The 26,094-nt window shown below is 68.8% G+C and carries 20 protein-coding genes and 1 pseudogene; 8 read left to right on the top strand and 13 right to left on the bottom strand.

The window, feature by feature from the left end; genetic code table 11:
• Positions 1–192: 192 nt before the first annotated feature.
• Positions 193–348, top strand: coding sequence for a hypothetical protein (locus tag MZV50_RS21570; protein WP_252631376.1), 156 nt, complete (start codon positions 193–195; stop codon positions 346–348).
• Here MZV50_RS21570 and MZV50_RS21565 read toward each other — a convergent pair.
• Entirely contained in the window at positions 329–1,969 is a 1,641-nt protein-coding gene (locus MZV50_RS21565) for a carboxylesterase/lipase family protein (RefSeq protein ID WP_252631375.1), read from the bottom strand. The genes MZV50_RS21570 and MZV50_RS21565 overlap by 20 nt on opposite strands.
• Before the next feature lie 169 nt (positions 1,970–2,138).
• Here MZV50_RS21565 and MZV50_RS21560 point away from each other — a divergent pair, with 169 nt between their 5' ends.
• On the top strand, positions 2,139–3,488 hold the full coding sequence (locus MZV50_RS21560; protein ID WP_252631374.1) for a murein L,D-transpeptidase catalytic domain-containing protein: 1,350 nt from the start codon (positions 2,139–2,141) through the stop codon (positions 3,486–3,488).
• Here MZV50_RS21560 and MZV50_RS21555 read toward each other — a convergent pair.
• The 3 genes from MZV50_RS21555 to putA all read right to left on the bottom strand — a co-directional run bounded on the left by MZV50_RS21555 (position 3,485) and on the right by putA (position 8,364).
• Complete coding sequence (locus MZV50_RS21555; protein ID WP_252631373.1) at positions 3,485–4,822, bottom strand: glycoside hydrolase 5 family protein; 1,338 nt, start codon at positions 4,820–4,822, stop codon at positions 3,485–3,487. The two genes, MZV50_RS21560 and MZV50_RS21555, sit on opposite strands and share 4 nt — an antisense overlap.
• A gap of 149 nt (positions 4,823–4,971) precedes the next feature.
• The gene (locus MZV50_RS21550; RefSeq protein ID WP_252631371.1) at positions 4,972–5,235 is read right to left on the bottom strand and encodes an antitoxin; all 264 of its coding nucleotides are present in this window, start codon (positions 5,233–5,235) and stop codon (positions 4,972–4,974) included.
• A gap of 39 nt (positions 5,236–5,274) precedes the next feature.
• Complete coding sequence (gene putA / locus MZV50_RS21545; protein ID WP_252635291.1) at positions 5,275–8,364, bottom strand: bifunctional proline dehydrogenase/L-glutamate gamma-semialdehyde dehydrogenase PutA; 3,090 nt, start codon at positions 8,362–8,364, stop codon at positions 5,275–5,277.
• A gap of 434 nt (positions 8,365–8,798) precedes the next feature.
• Here putA and MZV50_RS21540 point away from each other — a divergent pair, with 434 nt between their 5' ends.
• Positions 8,799–9,266, top strand: coding sequence for an Lrp/AsnC ligand binding domain-containing protein (locus tag MZV50_RS21540; protein WP_172270800.1), 468 nt, complete (start codon positions 8,799–8,801; stop codon positions 9,264–9,266).
• A gap of 72 nt (positions 9,267–9,338) precedes the next feature.
• Here the strand turns inward: MZV50_RS21540 and MZV50_RS21535 are convergent, their stop codons facing one another.
• Entirely contained in the window at positions 9,339–9,938 is a 600-nt protein-coding gene (locus MZV50_RS21535) for a CGNR zinc finger domain-containing protein (protein ID WP_252631369.1), read from the bottom strand.
• Between the two features lie 90 nt (positions 9,939–10,028).
• Between MZV50_RS21535 and MZV50_RS21530 the strand changes: the two genes are divergently transcribed.
• Positions 10,029–10,523, top strand: coding sequence for a lipocalin-like domain-containing protein (locus MZV50_RS21530; RefSeq protein WP_252631367.1), 495 nt, complete (start codon positions 10,029–10,031; stop codon positions 10,521–10,523).
• 150 nt (positions 10,524–10,673) lie between these two features.
• On the opposite strand, the gene MZV50_RS21525 is transcribed toward MZV50_RS21530, so the two are convergent.
• From MZV50_RS21525 to MZV50_RS21515, 3 genes are read right to left on the bottom strand one after another with little or no spacing between them, the layout of a single operon-like run.
• Positions 10,674–12,077: an efflux transporter outer membrane subunit gene (locus tag MZV50_RS21525; RefSeq protein WP_252631366.1), complete on the bottom strand. Its 1,404-nt coding sequence runs from the start codon at positions 12,075–12,077 to the stop codon at positions 10,674–10,676.
• A gap of 2 nt (positions 12,078–12,079) precedes the next feature.
• Positions 12,080–15,244 carry an efflux RND transporter permease subunit gene (locus tag MZV50_RS21520; RefSeq protein ID WP_252631365.1) on the bottom strand — a complete coding sequence of 1,055 codons (3,165 nt, stop codon included), beginning with the start codon at positions 15,242–15,244 and terminating at the stop codon, positions 12,080–12,082.
• Positions 15,245–15,256: 12 nt separating this feature from the next.
• Positions 15,257–16,420 (bottom strand): efflux RND transporter periplasmic adaptor subunit, encoded by a 1,164-nt coding sequence (locus MZV50_RS21515; protein ID WP_252631364.1) that lies wholly within the window; start codon positions 16,418–16,420, stop codon positions 15,257–15,259.
• 185 nt (positions 16,421–16,605) lie between these two features.
• On the opposite strand from MZV50_RS21515, the gene MZV50_RS21510 reads away from it, so the two are divergent.
• Both MZV50_RS21510 and MZV50_RS21505 read left to right on the top strand, forming a co-directional pair.
• Positions 16,606–17,202, top strand: a complete 597-nt coding sequence (locus MZV50_RS21510) for a TetR/AcrR family transcriptional regulator (protein ID WP_252631363.1) — start codon at positions 16,606–16,608, stop codon at positions 17,200–17,202.
• A 194-nt stretch (positions 17,203–17,396) separates the two neighbouring features.
• Complete coding sequence (locus MZV50_RS21505; RefSeq protein WP_252631362.1) at positions 17,397–18,092, top strand: M23 family metallopeptidase; 696 nt, start codon at positions 17,397–17,399, stop codon at positions 18,090–18,092.
• A gap of 54 nt (positions 18,093–18,146) precedes the next feature.
• Here MZV50_RS21505 and MZV50_RS21500 read toward each other — a convergent pair whose 3' ends face one another.
• Positions 18,147–18,824: a type 1 glutamine amidotransferase domain-containing protein gene (locus tag MZV50_RS21500; protein ID WP_252631361.1), complete on the bottom strand. Its 678-nt coding sequence runs from the start codon at positions 18,822–18,824 to the stop codon at positions 18,147–18,149.
• A gap of 117 nt (positions 18,825–18,941) precedes the next feature.
• Positions 18,942–19,736, bottom strand: a complete 795-nt coding sequence (locus tag MZV50_RS21495) for an LOG family protein (RefSeq protein WP_252635290.1) — start codon at positions 19,734–19,736, stop codon at positions 18,942–18,944.
• A gap of 147 nt (positions 19,737–19,883) precedes the next feature.
• Between MZV50_RS21495 and MZV50_RS21490 the strand changes: the two genes are divergently transcribed.
• Positions 19,884–21,479 (top strand): MBL fold metallo-hydrolase RNA specificity domain-containing protein, encoded by a 1,596-nt coding sequence (locus MZV50_RS21490; protein ID WP_252631360.1) that lies wholly within the window; start codon positions 19,884–19,886, stop codon positions 21,477–21,479.
• On the opposite strand, the gene MZV50_RS21485 is transcribed toward MZV50_RS21490, so the two are convergent.
• Positions 21,476–22,336: a rhamnogalacturonan acetylesterase gene (locus MZV50_RS21485; protein WP_252631359.1), complete on the bottom strand. Its 861-nt coding sequence runs from the start codon at positions 22,334–22,336 to the stop codon at positions 21,476–21,478. The two genes, MZV50_RS21490 and MZV50_RS21485, sit on opposite strands and share 4 nt — an antisense overlap.
• A 149-nt stretch (positions 22,337–22,485) precedes the next feature.
• A complete protein-coding gene (locus tag MZV50_RS21480) occupies positions 22,486–24,111 on the bottom strand; it encodes a family 43 glycosylhydrolase (RefSeq protein ID WP_252631358.1) in 1,626 nt (541 codons plus the stop codon).
• Between the two features lie 206 nt (positions 24,112–24,317).
• Here MZV50_RS21480 and MZV50_RS26785 point away from each other — a divergent pair.
• Positions 24,318–24,419, top strand: a pseudogene (locus tag MZV50_RS26785) (NlpC/P60 family protein); the annotation flags it as partial.
• A gap of 14 nt (positions 24,420–24,433) precedes the next feature.
• Here the strand turns inward: MZV50_RS26785 and MZV50_RS21475 are convergent.
• Complete coding sequence (locus MZV50_RS21475) at positions 24,434–25,870, bottom strand: sugar porter family MFS transporter (protein WP_252631356.1); 1,437 nt, start codon at positions 25,868–25,870, stop codon at positions 24,434–24,436.
• Between the last annotated feature and the right edge of the window lie 224 nt (positions 25,871–26,094).

Raw genomic sequence — 26,094 nt, 5'->3', positions numbered from 1 at the left:
GGGGGAGGTGGCACGGAGGGCCGGAGGGGGCTAGCTGGACATCGGCCGCATTGGCCCCTCAGTCGCTGCGCGACAGCTCCCCCGCATCGCGGGGACGATCGAAGCTTCAGCACGATTTCCTGGTTAAAGCGCCGTTAACCAGCAACCCTTTGTTCACGCTGACCATTTGGGCTCTCGGAAGGAGTCCTCGAATTGAGTTCCGAAGAGCGTCAGGCATGGATCGATCTTTGGAAGGCGGTGTTCGGCGAGCCGCCGCCGATCCAGGCCGAGTCCGACATGACCGCCCGGATCCTCGTCGAGCACCTGCCGCCGCTCCCGCCTTACGAACTCAAGTCCCGAACTGGGTGAACGGCACGCGGTTGAAGAATTCGCGCTCGGCCCCGCGCGGGTCGTCCTCCATCCGTGAGGTGGTGTCGAACACCATCGTCTGGCGGCGGGGCAGGGTGTAGGGCTCCCACTTGGGCAAGCTCCCGCCGTTCGGGTCGCCAGCGCGGGCGAAGGCGATGAAGGCGTCGCTCATCGTGTTCGACATCGCCACCGACTCCGGTCCCGTGCCGACGATCGAGCCCTTGGCGTCCAGCGTGCCGAACACCAGGCCGATGTCGATGGTGTGCGGCGCGCCGAAGATCCCGCCCTGCACGGGCGACTTCCAATTGACCTGGTAGGCGAAGGCCGGAGCGCCGGCGCGGGCCCGTTCCTCGTCCTGGATGATCGCGGCCTTCCACGAGCGGCCGGCGGTCGAGGCGGCGAAATAGACGTCGGCCGGCGAATAGTTGGGATAGGTCCGGCGATAGAAGGCCACCACCGTCTCGGGATCGATGTCGATGCGGGCGTTGAACTGGCCCGGCAGCCTGGCGATCACCTCGTCCCAGGTCTTCGGGAAGGTCGAGGCGTCCCAGCCGATGAAGCCCTTGGTCTCGTCGTGGGTGTTGCCGCACATCATCGGAACGGACAGGCCCACCGGCGAGGCGTCGGGGAAGAACGGGTGGCGGTCCAGGCTCCGCTCGTCCAGCACCGGGCCCATATAGACCCCGCCCGAGCCGGCCACCGGATCGACGGCCTTCAGGCCGTTCAGCATCTGCTCGGCGGGCAGGGCGCGCAGGGCGGCCAGGTCCTTCGCGCCCAGCTTGTCCAAGAACAGCTTGGCGCGCTTGGTGGCGTTGAAGGGGCCGCCGGCGGTGACCTGCTGGCCGCTCATGGTCGCGGCGCGATGGAACAGGCCCTTGGCCGCCGGCATGGCCATCAGGGTGGCGATCTTGGCCCCACCGCCCGACTGTCCAAACAGCATCACCCGGCCCGGATCGCCGCCGAAGGCCGCGATGTTGTCCCGCACCCATTGCAGGGCCAAAACGAGGTCCAGCTGGCCGGCGTTGCCGCTGTCGGCCACGGTGGGGTCGTTGAACAGGCGCGCCAGATAGAGGTAACCGAAGGCGTTCAGGCGGTGGTTGACCGTGACCACCACGACGTCGCCGCGCTTGGCCAGCCTGGTCCCCTCGTACCAGGGGCTGGACCCCGAGCCGCCGTTATAGGCGCCGCCGTGGATGTAGAACATCACCGGCCGCTTGCCGCCGTCATTCAAGGAAGAGCCCGCGAGGCCGTCCTTCTTGCTGACCTTCGCGGGGGTCCAGACGTTGAGGAACAGGCAGTCCTCGGACAGCGTCTCGCCGTCCTCGCCCTTGCCTGTCTGCATCGAGGCCGCGCCGTAGGCCAGGGCGTCTTTCACGTCGGTCCAGGGCTCGGGCTTGACGGGCGCCTGGAAGCGCCGCGCGCCCCCGGTGTCGGCGCCGTAGCGCAGGCCCTTGAAGACGTTGACCTCGCCGTCGACATAGCCGCGCACCTTGCCGTTGGTCGTCGTCACCACCGGCGAGCGCTTCTCGGCCGCGAAGCCCGCGCGCGGCAGGGCGGCGTAGGCGGCCAGGGCGGCGGCGCCGGTGACCAGGGCGCGGCGAGTCTGAGAGGGGGTGTCCAAGGCGTGTCCTCCGGCGCTTCTCATGAGCGGTTTAACGGAAGCGGTATCACGGATGACACCGGTGACAATCCACTATTTGCGGTTCGCGAGCGCTGTCGCTATGCGCGCTTTCGTCATATAGGCAATCCATAGTGGTATTGTGGGATGGTTCGCCAGGGGAGGGGGAGCGATGGACCTGTCAGCCAGGCAGAGGCTCGTCTGCGAGCGCGTGGTCAATGTGTTCGAGACCGGGTCGATCAAGGGCAAGTACGGCGCGATCAGCATCTATAACGATGGGCCGCACCGCATTCGCCAGATCACCTACGGACGGTCCCAGACCACCGAGTACGGCAATCTGGCCCGGCTGGTGGACATGTACGTCAAGGCCGGCGGGGCCCAGGCGGCGGGGCTGGCGCCCTATGTGACGCTGATCGGCGCCACGCCGCTGGTCGACAACGCCGCCTTCAAGGCGCTGCTGCGGCGGGCGGGCGAGAGCGACCCGGTCATGTGGGCCACGCAGGACCGGTTCTTCGACCTGGCCTATTTCCAGCCCGCCCTGAAGTGGGCGACCGACAATGGCTTCGTCCTGCCGCTGTCGATGCTGGTCCTCTATGACTCCTTCATCCACAGCGGCGGAATCCTGCCGTTCCTGAGGTCGCGCTTTCGCGAGCTGACGCCGAAGAAGGGCGGCGACGAGAAGGCGTGGATCAAGAGCTATGTCGAGGTCCGGAACACGTGGCTGGCGACCCATGCCAACCCGGACCTGCGGCCGTCGGCCTATCGCACGCGCGACCTGCTGCGCGAGATCGGGCGCGGGAACTGGGACCTGGCCCACCTGCCGATCCTGGCCAACGGGACGCCGGTCGACGACCAGGGCGCGCCCAAGGTTCCCAAGACGCCCGCCATGCCCAAGCCGGTCGCCGACGCCGCCGTGCCGTTCCTGGGCGAGGTCGAGGCGGCCGATCCGCCGCCGGTCATGGGCGGCTCGCGCACCGACATCCTGCGGCGGCTGGCGGCAGACTTCGGCGTCGAGGCGGCGGCGGCGCGCCTGATCGCCTATCGCGACAAGCATCGCCCGACCAGCGATCCCCGCTACTGGGCGGTGGTCGATTTCGACCTGCACTCGGCCAAGCCGCGGCTGTTCCTGTTCGACTGCGTGGCCGGGGTCGCCTCGGCCCACCTGTGCGCTCACGGGCGCGGATCGGAAGGGCCAGCGGACGATGGTTACGCCGAGGTGTTCTCGAACGAGGACGGCTCGAACTGCTCGTCGCTCGGGATCTATCACTGCGACGTCACCTATGTCGGCGAGCACGGCAAGACGCTGTACCTGGATGGCCTGGAGGCGACGAACGCGAACGCCCGTCGCCGCCATATCGTGATGCATGGCGCCGACTACGTGGCGCCCGAGGTCATCAAGGCCACGGGCCGCATCGGCCGCAGCCTGGGCTGCCCGGCCATCGAGACGGGCGACGTGCAAAAGCTGATCCCGGCCCTGCAGGGCGGATCGCTACTGATCGTCTGGAAGTCGGCGGGCGCTTAGAGCGCCCGCACCGCCGCGGCGTGCTCGGCGATCACCGCCTTGGTCGAGGTGTCGGTGTCGAAGACCCCGTACAGGCCCTGCTCCTCCTGGGGCGGGTCGCCGACGAAGCTCTTGTCGCCCTGCACGAACCAGGCGTCCGGATGCTGGGCGCGGCCCTCGCCGTTCCAGGCCCAGAAGTTGGTGCCGGCGATCGGGCCACCGGCCTTCATGTCGTCCAGGGCCAGACCGTAGATGGTCTTGTAGAACCGGTCCTTGTGGGTCGCGTCCGCGCCGGGGGCGAACGCGCGATCCTCGCGGATCAGGCCGAACTCCTCGATGACCAGCGGCTTGTTCAGCGACTTGGCCAGGGCGATGTGGCGCCTGACGTAGTCGCGGCAGCGGGCCTCGCCGGCGTCGTAGGTGGCAGGCTGGGTCTTGGGATCGATCCAGCCCCAGTTGTTGGGCCAGATGTGCAGGGTCAGGTAGTCGATGGTGGCCGGTTTGTGAGCCTGGACCACGCAGGCCTCGCTCTGCAGGCAGCCCATGTCGCCTTCGCTGCCGGTGCTGACCAGATGCCGGGGATCCAGGGTCTTGATGATCGTCGAGACCTCCTCGATCCAGCGGTAGTAGGCGGGCAGGTTCTTGTCGCCGAACGCCTGGGAGCCGGCCGGACGCGGCTCGTTGGCCAGCTGCCAGGCCATGATGGTCGGGTCGTCGCGATAGGCCTTGCCGGTGACGGTGTTCTGGCGGCCGACCAGGCCGGTCAGGTAGCGACGGAAGAGGGCGTTGGCCTTCTGGTCGCCGTAGAAGCGGGCCGAGTAGTCGGCGAATTCGGGCCAGGGGTGGGCCGGGTCGCCCTGCTGGAACCAGGGGCCGTTGCCGACCCAGTTCAGATAGGCCGGCATGCCGCCCGACCAGTCCCAGAAGTTGTTGACGTAGATCACCGCCTTCATGTCCCGCGCGGCCATCTCGGCCAGCAGCACGTCCAGGCCCTTCAGCAGGTCCTGGCTGTAGACGCCGGGGGCCTCCTGGAAGGTCGGGCTGGCGGCGACCTTGGCGGGCGAGCGCTCGCCCGCGCCCAAGACGCGCAGGTTGGTGACGCCCAGCGCCTTCAAACGATCCAGCTCGCGTTTCAGCCGCGCGCGGTCGCCGCTGGCGCCGGGCGAACCCAGCCAGGCCCCGTACCACAGGTTCGCGCCGGTGAAGCGATAGGGCTTGCCGTCCAGGACGAGGCGGCCGTTCTCGACGGCGACGAAGCCTTTAGGCAGCGCTGTCTTTTTCGGGGCGGCGCCGAGGGCGGGGGCGGCGAGCAGGCTGGCGGCCGAGCCGGCCAGGATGGAGCGTCTGGTGAACATGGTCCGGCGTTTCCCCTGGAAGATCTGTGTTTCTAGATCCGTGTTTTCCGGGAGCCTAGCCGAGGGCACGTCAGGGTGGAAGGCGATTAAATAAAGATGATGGAATAAATGGCGCATGGCTGACGCAGCCGAAACCGAGACCGTGAAGGTCAACCCAAGCCCGAGGTCACGCGCCGCATGTGGGCGCGAAACGCGTCGAGGGAGATCGCCGGCTCGTCACCCCGTTCAACGGCGTCGGCGATCGCCTCGTCGATGGCGGGGTCAGGATCGATGGTTTTGGGGAGCGCGCCGGTCAGGCCCGCGTCGATCAGCGCCAGGGTATATTCGGGCACGGACATGCCCAGACGGTCCGCCACGATCTTCAGCCGCTTGGCTTGTTCTGGATCGATGTGAATGTCGAAGCCGTCGGCCATGGCGAAGCGTCCCGCTGATGGCCGACGGCGTCAAGTCTTCTACAGGTTCAGCAGCGCCGGGTCGCCGCCCTGGGCGGTGATGTTGACGCTGACCGCTCGCTCGACCGCGAAGCGGAGCAGGGCATGGGGACCGCCGGCCTTGGGGCCGGTGCCTGACAGGCCCTCGCCGCCGAACGGCTGGACGCCGACCACGGCGCCGGTCATCGAGCGATTGACATAGGCGTTGCCGGCCGGGACCAGACGCTGGACGTCGGCCGCGAAGCTCTCGATCCGCGAGTGGACGCCCAGGGTCAGGCCGTAGCGGCGGGCCGCCAGGGCGCCGGCCACCTGCTCGAGGTTTTCGGGCTTGTAGCGGACCACGTGCAGGATCGGGCCGAACACCTCGCGCTCCAGGAAGTCGGCGGCCGGGATCTCGGCCAGGACCGGGGCGAAGAAGGTCCCGCCGGCCGGGGCGGCGAGGGCGTGCAACACCTTGGCTTCGGCCCTCAGGCGGACCTGGTGCTTGTCGAGCGCGTCCTTGGCCTCGGCGTCGATGACCGGGCCGACGTCGGTGACGGTTTGGGCGGGGTCACCCAGGACCAAAACGTCCATGGCGCCCTTCAGGCCGTCGATGATGTGGTCGGCGGTGTCGTTGGGCAGGAACAGCAGGCGCAGGGCCGAGCAGCGCTGGCCGGCCGAACCGAAGGCGCTGACGATGACGTCGTCGATGACCTGCTCGCGCTGGGCCGTCGTGTCGACGAACATGCCGTTGAGGCCGCCCGTCTCGGCGATGAACGGCACGATCGGGCCCTGCCGTTGCGCGAGCGTCTGGTTGATCCGCCAGGCGGTGTCGGTGCCGCCGGTGAAGGCGACGCCGTCCAGGCCCTCATGGCCGGTCAGGGCCGCGCCGACGGTCTCGCCGCGACCGGGCAGCAGGGCCAGCAGGCGCGGGTCGAGGCCGGCGGCGTGGTACAGCTTCACGGCCTCGAAGGCGATCAGCGGCGTCTGCTCGGCGGGCTTGGCCAGCACGGCGTTGCCGGCGGCCAGGGCGGCGGCGATCTGGCCGGTGAAGATGGCCAGCGGGAAGTTCCACGGGCTGATGCAGACGAAGACGCCACGCCCGGCCAGGCGCAGGGTGTTGGTCTCGCCGACCGGGCCCTTCAGCACCTCGCCCGCACCGAACTGGTCCTCGGCCAGCACCGCGTAGTAGCGGCAGAAGTCGACGGCCTCGCGAACCTCGGCGATGCCATCCGAAAGGGTCTTGCCGGCTTCGCGCGCCAGGATGGCGATCAGGCGGTCGATATTGTTCTCGAGCGCGTCGGCCATGGCGCGCAGGGTCTGGGCGCGCGCCGGGCCGCCCGCCTGGTCCCAGGCCGGTTGCGCGGCGCGGGCCAGCTTGAAGGCCTCGTCGATCTGCGGGATCTGGGCTTCGGAAACCGCGCCGACCACCTTGGTCTCGTCGGCGGGGGCGACCACCGGCAGCGGCGGGCCGCCGGCCGTGAGCTTGCCGCCGACCAGCGGACCGGCCGAGAGGGTTTCGGCGTCGATCGCCGCGACGGCGGCGGCCAGGCGCGCGCGATCGGCCTTCACCGACAGGTCCAGGCCGGCGCTGTTGCGGCGGCGCGGGCCATAGACCTCGATCGGCGTCGGGATCTTGGCGTGGCGGTCGGGATGGGCCTCCACCGTGTCGATCGGGTCGGTGACGACCTTCTCGACCGGCACCCGCTCGTCCAGCAGCGCGTGGACGAACGAGGTGTTGGCGCCGTTCTCCAGCAGGCGGCGGACCAGATAGGGCAGCAGGTCCTCGTGACCGCCGACCGGGGCATAGGCCCGCAGGGTGACGCCGTCGTAGAGGTCGTCGGCGGCCTTGTAGAGCGCCTCGCCCATGCCGTGCAGGCGCTGATGCTCGATCTTGACCCCGGCGTTCTTGGCCATGCGGACCACGGCCGCCAGGGTGTGGGCGTTGTGGGTGGCGAACTGGGCGTAGAGGTGCGGCGCCGCCGCGATCAGGGCCTTGGCGCAAACCAGGTACGACAGGTCCGTGGCCGGCTTGGTCGTATAGACCGGATAGTCCGGGCGGCCGGCGACCTGGGCGCGCTTGATCTCGCTGTCCCAGTAGGCGCCCTTGACGAGGCGGACCATCAGGCGGCGACCGGTTTCTTCCGACAGGGCGCGCAGGCGGGCGATGACCTCGCCGCAGCGCTTCTGATAGGCCTGGACGGCCAAACCGAGGCCCGTCCACGCGCCGAGCTCCGGCTCGCGGCACAGCTTGTCCAGCAGCTTCAGCGACAGGGCCAGGCGGTCGGCCTCTTCGGCGTCGATCGTGAAGTTGAGGTTGTGGCGGGCGGCGATCCTGGCCAGGCGCAGGGTGCGGGGATAGAGCTCCTCCCACACGCGGTTCTCGTGCGTGGCCTCGTAGCGCGGGCACAGGGCCGAGAGCTTGACCGAGACGCCGTGGCCGGCTTCCGGACCCGAGGCCTTCGACAGCTTGCCGACCGTGTCGATGGCGTCGGCATAGGCCTTCTCGTAGCGCTCGGCGTCGGCGGCGGTGCGGGCGCCTTCGCCCAGCATGTCGAACGAGCACATGGTGTCCTCGTTGGCCGCGCGCTTGATGGCGGCCTCGATTGTCCGTCCCAGGACGAACTGCTCGCCCATGATGCGGATCGCCTGGCCGACGGCGGCGCGGATCACCGGTTCGCCGATGCGGCCGGCCAGCTTCTTGATGAAGCCGGGCAGGTCCTTCTGGGCCTCGGTGTCGGGCTCGACGATCTTGCCGGTCAGCATCAGGCCCCAGGTCGAGGCGTTGACGAACAGGCTGTCGCTGCCGCCCAGGTGAGACGCCCAATCCGCCGAACCGATCTTCTCGGCGATCAGCTTGTCGCGGGTGTCGTCGTCGGGGGTGCGCAGCAGCGCCTCGGCCAGGCACATCAGGGCCAGGCCCTCACGGGTGCCCAGGCTGAACTCCTGCAGGAAGCTCTCGACCACGCCCTGCTTGCGGACGCTGCGGCGGGCCCCGCGCACCAGGGCCTCGGCCTCGGCGCGGACGGCGGCGCGGTCCTCGCTGGACAGGGGCTTGGCGGCCAGAAGGTCGGCGATCACCGCGGCTTCGTCGCGATACTTGCCGTCGTCGAGGCTGTCCCAGTCGGCCAGGTCGGTCATGGTCGTTCCCGTGTTAGAATATCGTCGGTCTAACTCGCCTTTGACCAAAGGTGCTTCGTTTGTTGAGCGGCGGGGCCGTCTGTCCTTCGGCCGACACGCGAGAAACGATCATCCGCTCCAGCATGACGGCGCGGCGCGACCCGGGGGTTTCGGAAAGCATGCTCTGGAAAGGGGGAGGGAGGAAGGGGCGCGTTCTGGGGGGAGACGGCGCGCCCCTTCCTCTCTAGCGCGACGCCCGGTCAGGGGGAGAGTGCGAGCGTCGCGTAGGTGTCCAAACTTCCGGCGATTACCGGTCCGCCGGCGCCTTTGGGGGAGGGGGATAGGCGCGGACGGGTCTGGAACGATCGAAGGTGTAACGTTAAGCTTGCCGAAGGTGCTCCGTTTGTGAGCGCTACTTTTCGAAGCTTCTTCGGCATTGGATTGATATGGCCATTTCCGCTCTGGATGATACCGATCGCCGGCTCTTGAAGGTGCTGCAGGCCGACGGCCGCATCACCAACGCCGAGCTCGCCAAGCGCTGCAACCTCTCGCCGGCCGCTACGTTCGACCGCGTCCGGAGGCTGCGCGAGCGGGGCTACATCACCGGCTACGCGGCCCTGCTGGATCCGGCCAAGGTTGACCGCGCCCTGCTGATCTTCGTCGAGGTGGTGCTGGAGCGTACAACGGGCGAGACGTTCGAGGACTTCGCCGCGGCGGTGCGGCGCGCGCCCGAGATCCTGGAGTGCCACATGGTGGCCGGCGGCTTTGACTACCTGATCAAGGCCCGGGTGCGTGACATGGAGGCCTATCGCAACTTCCTGGGCGACATCCTGGTCAAGATGCCCGGCGTCCGCGAGACCCGGACCTACGCGGTGCTGGAAGAGGTCAAGAGCACGGTGCAGCTGCCGCTGTAGGGTCGATCGACATTCAACGACCCGGCGCGTTCCTGCCCATTCCGCGTCTCCCGGCCTGAACGCCGATCCGCTCTAGCTCTTCTCCCGCCCCCGGAAGGCCGCCACCTTGGCCCGGTTGCCGCAGGCGCTCATCGAGCACCAGCGGCGGTCGCCTTTGCGCGAAGTGTCCAGGAACAGGATCGCGCAGGTCGGGCCCTGGCACTGGCGGATGCGCTCGCCCTCCGGACCGCCCAGCAGCAGCACCGCGTCACGCGCCACGCTCGTCAGCAGGGCCCTGGCGTCGCCGGTCAGCCGGGCCCTGCCCGAGGCGTCCAGCCAGGGCGCGGCGGCGGGCTGGGCGGCGAAGGCGTTGAGCGCCTCGCGCGGAGCCTCGGGCGGCGGCCGGCCTTCGGCGCGGGCCAGGGCTAGGGCGTACAACGCTTCCCGAAGCGCGCGCGCGGCCAAAAGATCTTCGACGGAAGCGCCCGATGCGCCGTCGGTCAGACCTTCCGTGGAAAGCCCGGCGGCGACCAGCCAGCGGTCCAGGTCGCCCGGCGCGGCCAGGGCGTCGCGATGCTGGCCGCTGACCCGTCCGGCCAGGGTGGCTGGCAGGTCCAGGGCCAGGCGGCCGCCCCGAAAGCGGAAGCCGTCTCGGGTCTCTTCGGGCTTCGAGGGCGGGGAGGAGGGCGTCAAGGCAATCTCACGGGAAACCGGATTGACAGGTTAGCGGTGTTCGCCGAGTTTGCGCCAGTAACCGATCTGACAAGTTACATGGGGAGCGAAATGCGCAATGCGATGACGGGGCTGGCCCTGCTGCTGGCCCTGCTGCTGGCCAGTGGCGGCGCGGCGGGGGCGGCGGACTTCCCGCTGGCGGGGACGTGGACCCTGACGGCGGCCGACCGGATCACGCCGGCGGGCGTGCGCGAGCCCGACTACGGCGCCGCGCCCAAGGGCCGGCTGATCGTCGACGCCACGGGCCGCTACAGCCTGCAGATCTTCAAGAGCGAACGGACCGGCTTCGCCTCGGGCGACAAGAAGCGTGGGACGCCCCAAGAGTACGCCGACGCGGCCCTCGGCTCGTCGACCCACTACGGCACCATCGCCATCGACGCGGCCGCCCACCAGCTGGTGTTCCGCATCGAGGGGGCTTCGTTCAAGAATTGGGAAGGGACCACCCAACGCCGCGCCTACGACCTGAAGGGCGACAGGCTGAGCTACCGCGTCCCGACCGCGCCGGACGGCAACGTCCCGGTCTCGGAATGGCGGCGGGAGCGGTAGGGCGGTCGAGCGCCGCCCCAAAAAAACGGGTGGAACGGGCGGCTCCAGGGATGGGGGGAGGAGCGCGCCCGTTCCGTTCGCGACCATCGGGATGGGGGATGATGGCCAACGAACTCCCCCGGCCGAGGCCGGGGAAGGGTTTGAAAGTCCCTAGGCGGCGGGGGCGCCGCCACCGAGGGTCTTGTAGAGGGTGACGAGGTTGGTCGCCCGGGCCAGGCGCGCGCTGATCAGGCCCTGCTGGGCCGAGTAAAGCGTGCGCTGGGAGTCGAGCAGGGTCAGGGCGCTGTCCAGGCCGGCGTCGGCCCGTTGCCGGGAGAGCCGCTGGCTGTCGGTGGCGGCCGCGACCAGGCGCTCCTGGGCCGCGACGCTGTCGGTGACCGTCTGGCGCGTCGACAGGGCGTCGGAGACCTCGCGGAACGCCGTCTGCACCGTCTTCTCGTAGGTGGCCACGGCGATGTCGCGGCTGGCCTTGGCGCTGTTCAGCCCCGCGACATTGGCCCCGCCGGCGAAGATCGGCAGGCTGATCGAGGGCGTGAAGCTCCAGGCCTTGGTGCCGCCCTTGAACAGGCCGTCCAGCTCGCCGCTGGCCGAGCCGGTGGAGGCGGTCAGGGCGATGCGCGGGAAGAAGGCCGCCCGAGCCGCGCCGATGTTGGCGTTGGCGCCTCGCAGGCTGTGCTCGGCGGCCAGCACGTCGGGGCGACGGGTCAGAACCTCCGAGGGCAGGCCCGCCGGCAGGTCGGCCAGGATGTTGGCCGAGGCCAGGTTCCCGGACGGCAGCAGGTCGGCGGAGATCTCGCCGCCGGTCAGCAGCACCAGGGCGTTGCGGTCCTGCGCGGCCTGGGCCGTGTAGGTCGCCACGTCCGAGCGCGCGGTCTCGGCCAGGGTCTGGGCGTTGCGCAGGTCGAGCACCGAGCCCACGCCGCCGTCGACCTGCTGCTGGACCAGCCGCAGCGAGTCCTCGCGGGTGGCCAGGGTGCTCTTGGCCAGGGCCAGGCGCTCCTGGTCGGCGGCCAAGGTCAGCCAGGCGTTGGCCGTCTCGGCGATCAGGCTGACGCGCACCGAGCGGGCGGTCTCCTGCTGGCCGAGGAAGGCCTGCAGGGCCTGGGCGTTCAGGCTGCGGACGCGGCCGAACAAGTCCAGCTCGTACGACGTGAAGCCGATCGTGGCGTTGTAGGCCTCGATTTCCAGGGCCTGGCCGGTCTGCGAGGTCGCCGCCGGGGTGTGGCTGCGGGTCTCGCTGAGCGTGCCGTTGATGGCCGGGAACAGGTTGGCGCGCTGGATGCCGTACTGGGCGCGGGCCTTCTCGATGTTCAGGACCGCCACGCGCAGGTCGCGGTTCTGCTTGAGGGCCAGGTCGACCACGCCTTGCAGGCGCGGATCGACCAGCACCTGGCGCCAGTCGAGATCGGCGGCCGTGACATTGCCCGTGGGCTCGGTCGTCGGCGTGGACCAGGTCTGGGCCACTGGCAGGGTCGGACGCTTGTAGTCCGGGGCCAGGGTGCAGGCGCTGACCGCCGTGGAGGCCAGCAGGATCAGGGTGAGGTTACGGAACATGGTCAGTGGGCCTCCGATGACGGAGCTTCGCCGGCTTGGGCGACCGCTTCGTCGTGGCCTTTGTGTTTGGGTTTGAAGATCTTCTCGACCACCACGAAGAACAGCGGGACGAAGAAGATCGCCAGCAGGGTCGCCGACAGCATGCCGCCGATGACGCCGGTGCCGATGGCGTGTTGCGCGCCCGAGCCGGCCCCGTTGGAGATCGCCAGCGGCAGCACGCCGAAGACGAAGGCCAGCGAGGTCATGATGATCGGGCGCAGGCGCAGGCGGACCGCCTCCAGCGTCGCCTCGATCAGGCCCATGCCCTTCTCGTACAGGTCCTTGGCGAACTCGACGATCAGGATGGCGTTCTTGGACGCCAGGCCCATGGTCGTCAGCAGGCCGACCTGGAAGTAGATGTCGTTGCTGAGGCCGCGCACGAAGGTCGCCAGCAGAGCGCCGACGATGCCGAGCGGGATCACCATGATGACGGCCAGCGGGATGGACCAGCTCTCGTAGAGGGCGGCCAGCAGCAGGAACACCACCAGGATCGAGATGCCGTACAGGGCCGGAGCCTGGTTGCCGGATTCCAGTTCCTGAGCCGACAGGCCGGTCCATTCATAGCCGATGCCGGGGGGCAGCTGGGTAGCCAGCTTTTCCATCGCGGCGATCGCCTGGCCCGAGCTCTTGCCCGGGGCGGGCGCGCCCTGGATGTTGACCGACGAGATACCGTTGTAGCGCTCCAGGCGCGGCGAGCCGTAGGTCCAGCTGGCCGTGGCGAAGGCGGGGAACGGCACCATCTGGCCCTGGTCGTTGCGGACGTACCAGCGGTTCAGGTCCTCGGGAGTCATGCGGAACGGCGCGTCGGCCTGCATGTAGACCTTCTTCACGCGACCGCGGTCGATGAAGTCGTTCACATAGGAACCGCCCCAGGCCGCGCTGAGCGCGCTGTTGATGTCGGCGGTGGTCAGGCCCATGGCGCCGGCCTTGGCCTGATCGACCTCGATCTTCAGCTGCGGCGTGTCGTCCTGACCGTTCGGGCGGACGCCCGCCAGGTCCGGATTCTGCGCCGCCATGCCCAGCATCTGGTTGCGGGCGTTCATCAGGGCCTCGTGACCGACGCCGCCGATGTCCTGCAGTTGGAAGTCGAAGCCCGACGAGGTGCCCAGTTCGGACACGGCCGGGGGAACCACGGCGAAGACCATGGCGTCGCGGATCTGGCTGAAGGCGCCCATGGCGCGGCCGGCGATGGCCGCCGCCTTGAGCTTGGCCGGCTTGCGCTCCTCGAAGTCCTTGAGGCGGACGAAGGCGAGACCCGCGTTCTGGCCCGCGCCGGCGAAGCTGAAGCCCGAGACGGTGAACACCGCCTGCACGGCGTCCTTTTCATCTTCCAGGAAGTGCTTGCGCACCTTGGTCAGGACCTCTTGCGTCTTTTCCTCGGTGGCGCCGGCGGGCAGTTGGACCAGCGTGAACATCGTGCCTTGGTCTTCCTCGGGGAGGAAGGCGCTGGGCAGGCGGACGAACAGCAGGCCCATGGCCACGATGATGGCGGCGTAGACGGCCATCCAGCGGCCGCTCTTGCCCAGGATGCCGCGGACCGAGCCCTGATAGCGACCCGACAGGTCGTTGAAGCTGCGGTTGAACCAGCCGAAGAAGCCGGTCTTATGCTCCTTGTGGCCGGCCTCGACGGGCTTGAGCAGGGTAGCGCACAGGGCCGGCGTCAGGATCAGGGCGACCAGCACCGACAGGCCCATGGCCGAGACGATGGTGATCGAGAACTGGCGATAGATCACGCCTTGCGAGCCGCCGAAGAAGGCCATCGGCACGAACACCGCGGCCAGCACCAGGGCGATGCCGATCAGGGCGCCGGTGATCTCGTTCATCGACTTGCGAGTGGCCTCGACGGGGGACAGGCCCTCTTCGGACATCACGCGCTCGACGTTCTCGACCACGACGATGGCGTCGTCGACCAGCAGGCCGATGGCCAGCACCAGGCCGAACATGGTCAGGGTGTTGATCGAGTAGCCGAAGGCCGCCAGCACCCCGAAGGTGCCCAACAGCACGACCGGCACGGCGATGGTCGGGATCAGGGTCGCGCGCCAGTCCTGCAGGAACAGGAACATGACGATGAACACCAGCACGATGGCTTCGATCAGCGTCTTGACCACTTCCTCGATCGACAGCTTCACGAACGGCGTCGAGTCATAGGGGACGACGTACTTGTAGTTGGCCGGGAACGACTTCTCGAGCTGGGCCATCTTGGCCTTGACGGCGGCGGCGGTGTCCAGCGCGTTGGCCCCGGGGGCCAGCTTGATGGCCATGCCGGCGGCGGGGTGGCCATTGTACTTGGCGAGCGAGATGTAGTTCTCGGCGCCCAGCTCCACGCGGGCCACGTCGCCCAGGCGCACGGTGGCGCCGCCGGGGGTGTTCTTGACGATGATCTGGCGGAACTGCTCCGGCGTCTGCAGGCGCGACTGGGCCGTGATCGTGGCGTTCAGGCCCGTGCCCGGCAGGTTCGGCGCGCCGCCCAGCTGGCCGGCCGAGACCTGGGCGTTCTGGGCCTTGATCGCGGTCGAGACATCGGCAGGCGTCAGGCTGAAGCTGGTCAGCTTCTGCGGGTCCAGCCAGATGCGCATGGCGTACTGGGCGCCGAACAGCTGGATGTCGCCGACGCCGTCGACGCGGCTCAGCGTGTCCTGGATGTTCGAGGCCAGGTAGTCGGCCAGGTCGGTGTTGGTGGTCTTCGGATCCTCGGAATAGAGACCCACGACCATCATGAAGTTACGCGCCGACTTGGCGACCGTCAGGCCCTGCTGCTGCACTTCCTGCGGCAGCAGCGCGGTGGCGGTCTGCAGCTTGTTCTGGACCTGCACCTGGGCGATGTCGATGTCGGTGCCGGCCTTGAAGGTCAGGGTGACCGTAGCCGCGCCCGAGCTGTCGCTGGTCGAGGACATGTAGTCCAGGCCGTCCAGGCCCTTCATCTTCTGTTCGATGACCTGGGTGACGCTGTCCTCGACGGTCTTGGCCGAGGCGCCCGGATAGTTGGCGGAGATCGCCACCTGGGGCAGGGCGATTTCAGGATATTGCGCGATCGGCAGGGTCCGGATGGCGAGCGCCCCGGCCAGCATGATCACGATGGCGATGACCCACGCGAAGATGGGCCTGTCGATGAAAAATCGGGAAAGCATCTGAGGCTGGCCTTAGCGCTGGGCTTGAGCGGCGGGGGCGGCGGAGCCGGCCGGAACGGGCTTGATCGGCGCGCCGGGGCGCAGCTTCAGCAGGCCTTCGGTGACGACCTTGTCGCCGGCGGCCAGGCCGCTGGTGACCAGCCACTTGTCGCCCTGGGTCTGACCCAGGGTGACGGGACGGGGCTCGGCGGCGCCCTTGGCGTTGATGACCGTGACCATGGCGGCGCCCTTGGGATCGCGCTGGACGGCGCTTTGCGGGATCAGGATGCCGCTGGACGCGACGCCCTGGCTCAGCACGGCGCGGACGTACATGCCCGGCAGCAGCGTGCCGTTCGGATTGTCGAAGATCGCGCGCAGCGTCACCGAGCCGGTGCCCGGATCCACCGAGATGTCCGAGAATTCCAGGCGGCCGGGGACCGAATAGGTCGAGCCGTCTTCCAGCTTCAGGGTTACCTGGGCCGAGCCGGAACGGCCGATCTTGCCCGAGGCGAACTGCTGCTGGAGCTTGAGCAGCTCGGCCGAGGTCTGGGTCAGGTCGACATAGATCTTCGACAGGTCCTGCACCGTGGCCAGGGCGGTGGCCTGGCTGGCGGTGACCAGGGCGCCGGGGGTGACCGAGCTCTTGCCGATGCGGCCGGTGATCGGCGCGGCGACCTTGGTCCAGTTCAGGTTGATGCGGGCGCTGTCCAGGGCGGCCTTCTGCACGGCGACGGCCGCGGCGGTCTGGGCGGCGGCGGCCTGGGCGTCGTCGTTATCCTGCTTGGAGACGGCGCCGGTCGCGACCAGGCCCTTGTAGCGGTCGGCCTTCAGCTTGGCGGCGGTCGCCTGGGCCTGGGCCTGGGCGAGGGCGGCGGCGGCGCTGTTGACGCTGGCCTGATAGGTGGCCGGGTCGATCTGGTACAGCGACTGGCCGGCGTGGACGATCGAGCCTTCCTGGAACAGGCGGGCCTTGATGACGCCGCCGACCTGCGGGCGCACTTCCGAGACCAGATAGGCCGAGGTGCGGCCGGCCAGTTCGGTGGTCAGGCCCACGGGCTGGGTCTGGGCGACGACGTAGCCGATCTCGGTCGGGCCGCCCATGCCCATGCCGCCGCCTTTCTGCCCGCAGGCGGAGAGGGTGAGGGCGATGGCGGCGAGACCCACGGCCCCGATGGCGGCCGAGCGTTGGAAGTGCATGTTTAACCCCGGATGCGGCGGCTTCGCGAGCTATTGCTCTTGACGAAACCGACGTGATGAACAATCTGAGAATGAACGTTCATTCTCAAGCGGGCTGGACATAGGAGCGGACTTGAAGCAAGTCAACCTCCCCTGCCGAAGCTTTGACTGACCTAACGGAAATGTAATGCCGACCGGTAAAATCAATGGCTGACGAGATACATTCGAGCCGCCCATCGCCGGAATCTCGCCGTCAGCAGATCCTGGACGCCGCGTGCGAACGCGTGCGCCAGTCCGGCTTCCACGGCGCCAGCATGGCCGACATCGCCAAGGCCGCGGGCCTCAGCGTCGGGCAGATTTACCGCTATTTCGAGAACAAGGAAGCGATCATCGGCGCCATCGTCGCTCAGGACCTCGCCGAGATGCGCGACAAGTTCGACGAGATGGAAAGCCAGCCGGGCACCTTGCGGGACAACATCGACGAGCACCTGCCCGAGGCGATCGAGAAGTGCTTCGACCCGCGTCGCGCGGCCCTGGCGCTGGAGGTGGTGGCCGAGGCGGCCCGCAATCCCAAAGTCGCCGCCATCGTCCGCGCCGCCGACGAGCAGGAACGGGCCCTGGCCAAGACCATGATGGAGCGTGACCGCCAGCCCGAATGGACTGATGCCGAGTTCCAGGCCCGCTGCGAGGTGATCGGCCTGATCTTCGACGGCCTGCTGATGCGTGGGGTCAACCACCCGGATCTGGACCGCGAGGCCCTGATCGGCGTGCTGCGCTCGACGGTGCGGCACCTGCTGACCTGAAGGCAAGCGGCTGTCGAGGGGCAGGCTTAGAGGCCGCTTTGTGTTCCAAATTGGCCAATAAAATCATAGCTTAAGCATGGGTGTGTCGCGACGTCCGGTCGCATGGCGCGGGGGCTGCTGACCAAACATATCTGCCAGGCCGCGAGACGCGGCCAGCGCCCTTCCCAGCGCCCTTCCACGACAGAAAGTCACCCATGAACCCATCGCGCGAGAAGACCGTCAGCTCCGCCGCCCTGCGGTGCGCCCTGGGCCTGGCGGCCGTCTTCGCGCCGATGGTGGTGGCGGCGATGGAGCGCCCCGTCTCGCGCCACGCCAGCCCGCCGCCGATCATCAGGCTGCTGGCCAGGATCGCCCCGCCCCAACCCAAGCCCGAACCGGTCATGGCGCTGGTCTGGAAGGGCGCCGATATCGACGGCGACGGCTCCCCCGACTTCGCCAATCCGACCGGCGCGGTTCCGCGCGGCCACGACGTATTCGGCGACGGCTTCTTCGGCGCGCGCCGCGACGGCGGCAGCCGCGCCCACGAGGGCGTCGACTACGTGGCCGCCGCCGGCCAGGCCGTGCGGGCGCCGATGTCGGGCTACGTCACCAAGATCGGCTACGCTTATGCCGGCGACACCAGCCTGAAGTTCGTCGAGATCACCAATCCGGCCCTGGGCTACGCCGCCCGCGCCTTCTACGTCTCGCCCCAGGTCGAGGTCGGCGCCAGCGTCCACCTGGGCCAGACGATCGGCGTGGTCGAGAGCCTGCAGGACCACTATCCCGGCATCACCGAGCACGTGCACCTGGAGATCCTGGCCCCCGGCGGCGACCGCGTGAACGCGGCCCAGCTGATCACCCCGACCATGGTGGCGGTGGTCGACGGATCGGTGGGGAATTCAGCCGAGTGACGAGACCGGCGGGCGTGGACGCCCACCGGTCTGGAGTCGCGTCGCGCGCTGCGATCAGCTCAGCGCCTCGACCAGCGCTTGGGCGGCGGCTTCCGAGCTGGCCGGGTTCTGGCCGGTGATCAGGCGGCCGTCGGCGATCACGAACGGTCCCCAGTCAGGACCCTTCTCGTAAAGACCGCCCTTGGCCTTCAACTCGTCCTCGACCAGGAAGGGGACGATCGCGGTCAGTTCGACGGCGTCCTCTTCGCCGTTGGTGAAGCCGGTCACGCGCCGCCCGGCGACGAGGGGCTGACCCTCGGCCGTCGTGACGTGGCGCAGGACGCCGGGGGCGTGGCAGACGAAGGCGATGGGCTTGCCGGCCCGTTCGAAGGCCTCGATCAGGGCGATGGAATCCTTGGACTCGGCCAAGTCCCACAGCGGGCCGTGGCCGCCGGGATAGAAGAGGCCGTCGAAGTCGGCGGCGTCGACCGAAGCCAGCGGCTTGGTCTGAGCCAGGTCGGCCTGGGCGGCCGGATCGCCCTTGAAGCGCTGGGTCAGCCCGGTCTGGAACTCGGGCTGGTCGCTCTTGGGGTCCAGCGGCGGCTGGCCGCCGGCCGGCGAGGCCAGGGTGATCTCCGCGCCGGCGTCATGGAAGACATAGTAGGGCGCGGCGAATTCCTCGAGCCAGAAGCCGGTCTTCTTCCCCGTGTCGCCCAGGCGGTCGTGCGAGGTCAGGACCATCAGGATCTTCATGTTCGTTTTCCCTTGAGAACCCCGCGCGAGCGTGTCGGGTCGGGTAAGCCGCGTCTTGGGCCGGCGCCCCGGGTGTGAACGAGCTGCAGCGACTATTGTTGCGACGGACGCCGGCGATCAGTCAGCGCCGCGTTCGCTGTCGACGGGCGGTTCCGGCAGTTTCAGGCCGCCGCGCACCAGCTCGGCCCAGACGTCCTCGGCGTCGTCGGCGAAGCGCAGCAGGTCGAGGTCGGCGGCGGCGATCATGCCGTGCTCGACCAAGGCCTCGAAATTGATGATCGAGCGCCAGTAGGCCTCGTCGAACAGCACGATCGGGATCGGCGGGGCTTTGTCGGTCTGGCGCAAGGTCAGGATCTCGAACAGCTCGTCGAAGGTGCCGAAGCCGCCGGGGAACACCACCAGGGCGTTGGCCCGCATCGCCAGGTGCATCTTGCGCATGGCGAAGTAGTGGAAGCGGAAGGTCAGGTCCGGCGTGCAGTACGGATTGGGCGTCTGCTCGCGCGGCAAGGTGATGTTGAAGCCGATGGTCGGCGCGCCGGCCTCATAGGCGCCGCGATTGGCCGCCTCCATCACGCCAGGACCGCCGCCGGTGGCGATGACGTTGTCGCGGACGTGGTCGCCGTTCTCCAGCTTGGCGCCGCCGCGCTCGGAGACCAGCGCGCCGAAGCGGCGGGCCTGCTCGTACCATCGCGCCTGTTCGCCCGGCCCGTCCTCGCGCACGCGGGCGCTGCCGAACACCACGACCGTCGAGCGCACGCCCCAGCGGCGCAGCACCTCGTCGGCCTTGGCGAACTCCAGCAGGAAGCGCACCCCGCGCATCGACTCGCCCAGCAGGAAGTCCTGGTCGAGGGCCGCCAGCCGGTAGGACGGCGAGGTCAGCTGGGCGCGGTTGTCGGGGGCCTGGGTGGGCAGGGGGACTTCGGTCACGGCGGGGCGCTCGATTTGCACGGAAGACGCAGACTATGCGGCGATCGCCGCATGGGCTTGACCTAGATCAGGGCGGCGCGGCCTTTCGCAAGTGTTGGATCGTGTTCCCTTCCGTTCGAGGACCACCCGCGGATGACCCCGACCTTGACCTTTCACGGCGCCGCCGGCTGCGTCACCGGCTTCTGCGCCCGGCTCGTCACCGAGCATGCCACGGTGCTGATCGACTGCGGCATGTTCCAGGGCTCCAAGACCCTGAAGGCCCTGAACTACCAGCCCTTCCCGTTCGACGCGGCCAGGGTCGACGCCGTCCTGCTGACCCACGCCCACATCGACCACTCGGGCCTGCTGCCCAAGCTGATGCTGGCTGGGTTCGAGGGGCCGATCCACGCCACGGCGGCGACGCGCGACCTGGGCGCGGTGATGCTGGTCGACGCGGGCGGCATCCAGGAGAACGAGGTCGAGAGCCTCAATCGCCGCAACCAGCGCCGCGGCCTGCCGCCGGTCGAGCCGATCTACACCGAGCAGGACGGCAAGCGCGTCGCCGCCCAGTTTAGCAAGGTCAAGCTGGGCGAGCCGGTCCAGATCGCGCGGGACATCACCGCCACTTGGTGGCCGGCCGGCCACATGCTGGGCTCGGCCTCGATCGCGGTCGATGTCGGCCCGCCGGGCCAGACCCAGCGCCTGCTGTTCTCCGGTGACCTGGGGCCCGGAAACAGTCCGTTCCTCGACGATCCCGACGCGCCGGCCGGCGTCGACCACCTGATCATCGAGTCGACCTATGGCGACCGCGAGCGGGTCGGCGTCGACAGCGCCGCGCGCCGGCTGCAGCTGGCCGACGAGGTCCGCGCCGCCCATGCCGCCGGCGGACCGCTGCTGATCCCCGCCTTCGCCGTCGAGCGCAGCCAGGAACTGCTGGTCGACCTGCTGGATCTGATGGCGGCGGGCGAGGTCCCGGCCGGCGACATCTTCCTCGACTCGCCGCTGGCCATCGAGGCGACCAAGGTCTTCCAGGCGCGCGGCTGGAACCCGCGCACCCAGTCCAACCCGTTCGAGTCGCTGCGGCCCTCCGAGCGCCTGCGATTCCTGGACTCACCGGCCGAAAGCGACGGGCTGGAGCGGCTGAACGGCTGGCACGTGATCCTGGCGGCCAGCGGCATGTGCGACGCGGGCCGGGTGCGCAAGCACCTCAAGCGCCTGCTGTGGCGCCAGGAAGCGACGGTGCTGCTGTGCGGCTATCAGGCGACCGGCACGCTGGGTCGTCTGCTGGCCGACGGGGCGCCGCGCGTCTCGATCCGCGGCGACGAGATCCGGGTGCGGGCCCGCATCCGCCAGTTGGAGGCCTATTCCGGCCACGCGGACGCCTCGGAACTGGTGGACTGGGCCAAGGCGCGACGGCCGGTGTCGGGTTCGGTGTTCATCGCTCACGGCGAGCCGGACGCGGCCCTGGGGCTGAGCACCCGGCTGGCGGCGGCCGGCTTCGCCGCCGAGCGGCTGGTCATTCCGGCGCTGGACGAGAGCTTCGTGCTGGGCGACGGCGCGGCGATCCGGGCGGGCGAGGCGCGGCCGCGCCTGCCGGCCAAGGCGCCCGGGGCGCTGGACTGGCACAACCAGCGCGCCGACTTCCAGCTGAGGTTGGGCGAGGCCCTGAAGGGCGCCGCCAACGACGCCGAACGCGAGGAGCTGCTGAAAGGACTGAAGGCGTTCCTGGAGGCCAGCCGGAGGGCCTAGGGCAGCAGCTGCCGCCCCAGCTCCGGAACCGCCTGGGCCAGGGCCTTGGCGACCATGGCCGAGAAGACGTCCGCGCCTTCGGGGCCGATGTGGGTGTAGTCGAACACCGGCTTGAATTCACCCATCGCGCTGGGCGGCGAAGGCGAAGGCGGAGCGGCCGGCGGGCGCGGCGGGACCACGGCGCCGGGGATGGCAGGCTCGTAGAACATCGCGCCGGTGGTGGTGCCGGACCCGGCGGCGGCCGCGACCTCGGCGGGCGGTGGGCGCTCGCCGAGCCGCATCGCCGCGACCGGGCCCATCGCCTGGACGGCGTCCTTGGACAGCTGGTGCAGGTCCACCAGCGGCGTCCCGGTCTCGGCGGCCACCTTACGGATCGCCTCGGCCCAGGGGGCGAGGTCGTCATGGACGCGGCCGTCCTTGAACTGGCGGCGGATCAGCGGGGTGACCAGCACCGGAATAGCCCCGGCCGCCCGGGCCTCGTCGACGAAGCGCCGGATATTGACCGGGAACTCGGTGGCCAGGTCCGTCGAGCGCTCGGGTCGGCCCGGCTGGTCGTTGTGGCCCAGCTGGATCAGGACATAGGTCTGGGCGAAGCCGCCCGAGCTCATCTCCTTCAGCGCCAGGGCCCACGAGCCCTCCTCGCGATAGGTCCGGGTCGAGCGCCCGCCGCGCCCCAGGTTCACGCAGGCGACGTTGGAGCTGACGTGCTTGGCGCAGAACGCGCCGCCCCAGCCGCTGTTCACCGCGGTGGTGGAGTCGCCGACGAGGACGATCTTCGGGGCCTTGAAGAGCGGCTCCTGGGCGTGGGCGGCGAGGGGGAGGAGGAGGGCGGCGGTGGCGAAGATCAGTTTAAGCATCTGAAATATCCCGTCTTCCCGGCGAAAGCCGGGACCCAGATTCATCCTGAGAGGCTGGGGTGTTCGCGCCAATGTCCTGTCCGCCTGTCGAGCGCTCGTGGGTTCGATCTAGGCCCCGGCTTTCGCCGGGGAGATCGGTGGTTGGGGCGTCAGGCCAGCGCCCGGTACTTGAAATTCCGGAACCGCGCCGAGCCCTTGCCGGCCGCGTAGATCCCCGGCTTCAGCATCAGGAAGCCGCCGCGGACATTGTGGTGGTAGCCCGAGACTTCCATGCCGCGGTCGAACCGCTTCCAGGTCTTCCCGCCGTCTCCGCTGGTGTGGAAGCTGACGATGTGGCGGGTGTTGATCAGCTTCATCAGCAGCTTGGCCCCGTGCGGATTGGCGGGGCGGCCGCGCTCGATGCCGTACTGGTGGGTGACGAAGTTCTTCTGGTCGAAGCCCAGGCCCGCGTAGAGCTGGCGGTCGTAGAACAGGATCAGGCCGGCGCGGGTCTCGGGATCGACCTCGATCTCGCATTCGATCTCATAGGCCTGGTCGCCGTTGACGAAGATCAGCGGCGCGCCGCTGGACGGGGCCTCGCCCGCGCCCTTCAGGGTCAGGACGCCGTTGGCCCGCGACAGGCGTTCATGCTCGCCCGGCTTGGGATCGAAGAAGTTCCACTGCACGCCGTACTTGTCGCTCGTGAAGTCGTCCGACAGGGCCATGCCGTGCGGGCCGGGCTCGCCGCCTTTCGGCTTCTTGATCGGCTTCGACAGATCGCCGCCGCCCACCTCAAACCAGCCGTCGGCGGTCCAGGTCACCGGGGCCAGCAGCGTCTGGCGGCCCAGGGTGTAATAGCCGTTCTCGTAGCCGTGATAGACGGTCCACCAGTCGCCCGGCGTCGGGCCCTCGACCAGGGTGGCGTGGCCGCGCGACCACCATTTCTCGCTGTTGTCGACGGTGCGGACGACCGGGTTGCGGGGGTGATCCTCCCACGGGCCGGCCAGTGACTTGGCGCGGGCCACGATGACCATGTGGCCGGTCGGCGGGCCAGCCGTGCCGCCGACGGCGGTGACCAGGTAGAAGTACTCGCCCTTGCGCATGACCTTGGGGCCTTCGGGCGAGAAGCCCTCGACGTCCCAGGTGTCGGGATAGCGCCAGGGATTGTAGACGTGCTCGGGCTGGCCGACGGTCGACAGGCCGTCGGGGGCCAGCTTGATGCGGTCGCCGCCCGACAGGAACAGCCAGCGCTCGCCGGTCTCGTCGACGACGTGGCCGGGGTCGATGTAGCGGGGAAGCTTGAGATCGATCGGCTCGGACCACGGACCTTCGATCCTGTCGGCCCAGATCACGTAGCTGGTGTTGTTGTTCGGCTGCTTGGCCGGCAGGTAGATGTAGTAGCGGCCCTTGTGCTTGCAGAGTTCGGGGGCCCAGATCGAGCCGACATTGGTCTTCAGCGTCGTGGTGACCGGCGTCCAGTTCACCAGGTCCTTGCTGTGCCAGATCAGCAGGCCCGGATACGCGTCGAACGAGCTGTGGGTCATGTAGTAGTCGGCGCCGTCCTTCAGGATCGACGGGTCGGGGTGATCGCCGGCCAGGATGGGATTGAGGAACGTGCCGTCGCCCAGGTCGGCCTTGCGCTGGCCCTCGACGCCCTTGGTCCAGGTCGGGCCGTTGGTGTCCTTGGCCGGCAGGAGGCCCATCTGGCCGCTCGCTTCGCTGGCGGCGGGAACAGCCGCCACGCCGGCGCCGGTCAGCAGCGCGCCCAGCGCGCCGCGACGATTGATATCGACCATGGGTGTTCCTCCCGACGCATAGGCTTACGTCCGTTGGCGCCCACTTAGCGGCAAGCGCGCGACTCTGTCCACCGGTGTCATTTCCTGTTCCGGTTGATTTTTATGACGTTTTTCCAGGCGACCGAACTGGGGAGGTAACAACGTCGCCGACCGGGAAATCCGCACAAAAAAACGCCCGGGAAGCGGCTCCCCGGGCGGTCTCTTGATCCTCCCCCAAACGGGGGAGGTGGCCGAAGGCCGGAGGGGGAAGTGCTGCTGACCCTGCCTCTTCCCCCTCCGTCGTCTCTTCGAGCCGACACCTCCCCCGCTAGGGGGAGGATGATCAGCCCTCCATCGCTTCCAGTTCCTTGCCACGGGTTTCGTGGATCAGCTTCTGGACCAGGAAGAACGAGACCACGGCGCTGGCGGCGTAGAAGCCATAGGTCATCGACAGGCTGATCTTGGCCATGGCGGGGAAGCTGAACGAGATCGCGAAGTTGGCGATCCACTGGGCGAAGCCGGCGACGGCCAGGGCCGAGCCGCGCATCTGGTTGGGGAACATCTCGCCCAGCATGACCCACATGACCGGGCCCCAGGATAGGTTGAAGAAGATCACGTACAGATTGGCGGCGACCAGGGCGATCGGGCCGACGCTACCGTCCAGGTGTAGGGCGCCGTTGACCGTGGTGGCGGTCGAGAAGCACCAGGTCAGGACGCCCAGGGTCACGGCCATGCCGGCCGAGCCGATCAGCAGCAGCGGCTTGCGGCCGATGCGGTCGATCAGGGCGATGGCGGCCAGACAGGCCACGATCGACAGCGCGCCCGACAGGATGTTGATCTTCAGGCTGTCGTCCTCGGTGAAGCCCACCGACTGCCACAGCACCGAGCCGTAGTAGAAGACGATGTTGATGCCGACGAACTGCTGGAAGATCGCCAGGATCAGGCCAGCCCACAGGATCGGGCGGATCTTCTTGGTCACCGGGTCCAGCAGGTCGGAGAACTTCGGCTTGTGGTCGGCGTTCAGCGAGGCGCGGATCTCGGCGACCTTGGCCGCGCCCGTGCCGGCGCCGAACAGGCGCGACAGGATGGCTTCGGCCTGGGCGTCCTTGCCCTTGGCGACCAGGTAGCGCGGGCTTTCCGGAATGGTCAGCAGGGCGAAGAAGAACACGCCGGCCGGGATCACCTGCATCCAGAACATCCAGCGCCAGGCGGGCAGGCCCAGCCAGAACTCGGCGGTGGAGCTGCCGGCGGTGTGGGCCAGCACGTAGTTGGCCAGGAACGCGCCGGTCAGGCCGGTGATGATCATGATCTGCTGCACGGACGACAGGCGGCCGCGGATGTTCGCGGGCGTGACTTCCGAGATGTAGACGGGGCAGAGCACGCTGGCCGCGCCGACGCCCAGGCCGCCGATCAGGCGGAAGATGACGAAGATGGTCGAGGTGTGGGCCGCGCCGGTGCCCAGGGCGCTGATAACGAACAGCAGGGCCGAGATGATCATCACGGTGCGGCGGCCCCAAACGTCGGCCAGGCGGCCCGCCGCGAAAGCGCCAAAAGCGCAGCCGATCAGGATGGCGGCCACGTTCAGGCCAGTGCCGAATTCGGTCAGGTTGAAGGTCTTGTTCAGGCCTTCCTGGGTGCCGTTGATGACACCGCTGTCGTAGCCGAACATGAAGCCGCCGATCGTGGCGACGGCGACGATCGCCGCCACGAAGGCCATGTTGACCTTCGCGCCATCGGCGCTCATGCCGGCGCTTGGGCCGGCGTTGGAAACTGAAGCCACAGGTGTCCTCCCCGTTGGGCCCGGTCGGCCCGTTGATGCCCTTTGGTTCTTGTCGAACCTTAAAGTTGCCGGCGACCTTAGTGTTACCGGTATCAGCGCGCAAGCGGTGGTTCTGACGACCTCTCTCCGGCGCGGACTCACTCCTGCCGCCCCTGGATAGCAGAGCCGCGAAGGATCCCGCGACGTCCGTCTGGTAGGACGCGCCAGTTCCTTCCCCGCACCCT

The sequence above is a fragment of the Caulobacter segnis genome, assembly GCF_023935105.1.
Taxonomy (GTDB): Bacteria; Pseudomonadota; Alphaproteobacteria; order Caulobacterales; family Caulobacteraceae; genus Caulobacter; species Caulobacter segnis_B.
This window is presented reverse-complemented; position numbering and strand designations above follow the sequence as displayed.

Excerpts from the sequence above, each read along its gene's own strand:
- MZV50_RS21560 (WP_252631374.1), top strand. The coding sequence starts at position 2,139 with ATGGACCTGTCAGCCAGGCAGAGGCTCGTCTGCGAGCGCGTGGTCAAT.
- MZV50_RS21555 (WP_252631373.1), bottom strand. The coding sequence starts at position 4,822 with ATGTTCACCAGACGCTCCATCCTGGCCGGCTCGGCCGCCAGCCTGCTC.
- MZV50_RS21550 (WP_252631371.1), bottom strand. The coding sequence starts at position 5,235 with ATGGCCGACGGCTTCGACATTCACATCGATCCAGAACAAGCCAAGCGG.
- MZV50_RS21540 (WP_172270800.1), top strand. The coding sequence starts at position 8,799 with ATGGCCATTTCCGCTCTGGATGATACCGATCGCCGGCTCTTGAAGGTG.
- MZV50_RS21530 (WP_252631367.1), top strand. The coding sequence starts at position 10,029 with ATGCGCAATGCGATGACGGGGCTGGCCCTGCTGCTGGCCCTGCTGCTG.
- MZV50_RS21525 (WP_252631366.1), bottom strand. The coding sequence starts at position 12,077 with ATGTTCCGTAACCTCACCCTGATCCTGCTGGCCTCCACGGCGGTCAGC.
- MZV50_RS21520 (WP_252631365.1), bottom strand. The coding sequence starts at position 15,244 with ATGCTTTCCCGATTTTTCATCGACAGGCCCATCTTCGCGTGGGTCATC.
- MZV50_RS21515 (WP_252631364.1), bottom strand. The coding sequence starts at position 16,420 with ATGCACTTCCAACGCTCGGCCGCCATCGGGGCCGTGGGTCTCGCCGCC.
- MZV50_RS21510 (WP_252631363.1), top strand. The coding sequence starts at position 16,606 with ATGGCTGACGAGATACATTCGAGCCGCCCATCGCCGGAATCTCGCCGT.
- MZV50_RS21505 (WP_252631362.1), top strand. The coding sequence starts at position 17,397 with ATGAACCCATCGCGCGAGAAGACCGTCAGCTCCGCCGCCCTGCGGTGC.
- MZV50_RS21500 (WP_252631361.1), bottom strand. The coding sequence starts at position 18,824 with ATGAAGATCCTGATGGTCCTGACCTCGCACGACCGCCTGGGCGACACG.
- MZV50_RS21490 (WP_252631360.1), top strand. The coding sequence starts at position 19,884 with ATGACCCCGACCTTGACCTTTCACGGCGCCGCCGGCTGCGTCACCGGC.
- MZV50_RS21485 (WP_252631359.1), bottom strand. The coding sequence starts at position 22,336 with ATGCTTAAACTGATCTTCGCCACCGCCGCCCTCCTCCTCCCCCTCGCC.
- MZV50_RS21480 (WP_252631358.1), bottom strand. The coding sequence starts at position 24,111 with ATGGTCGATATCAATCGTCGCGGCGCGCTGGGCGCGCTGCTGACCGGC.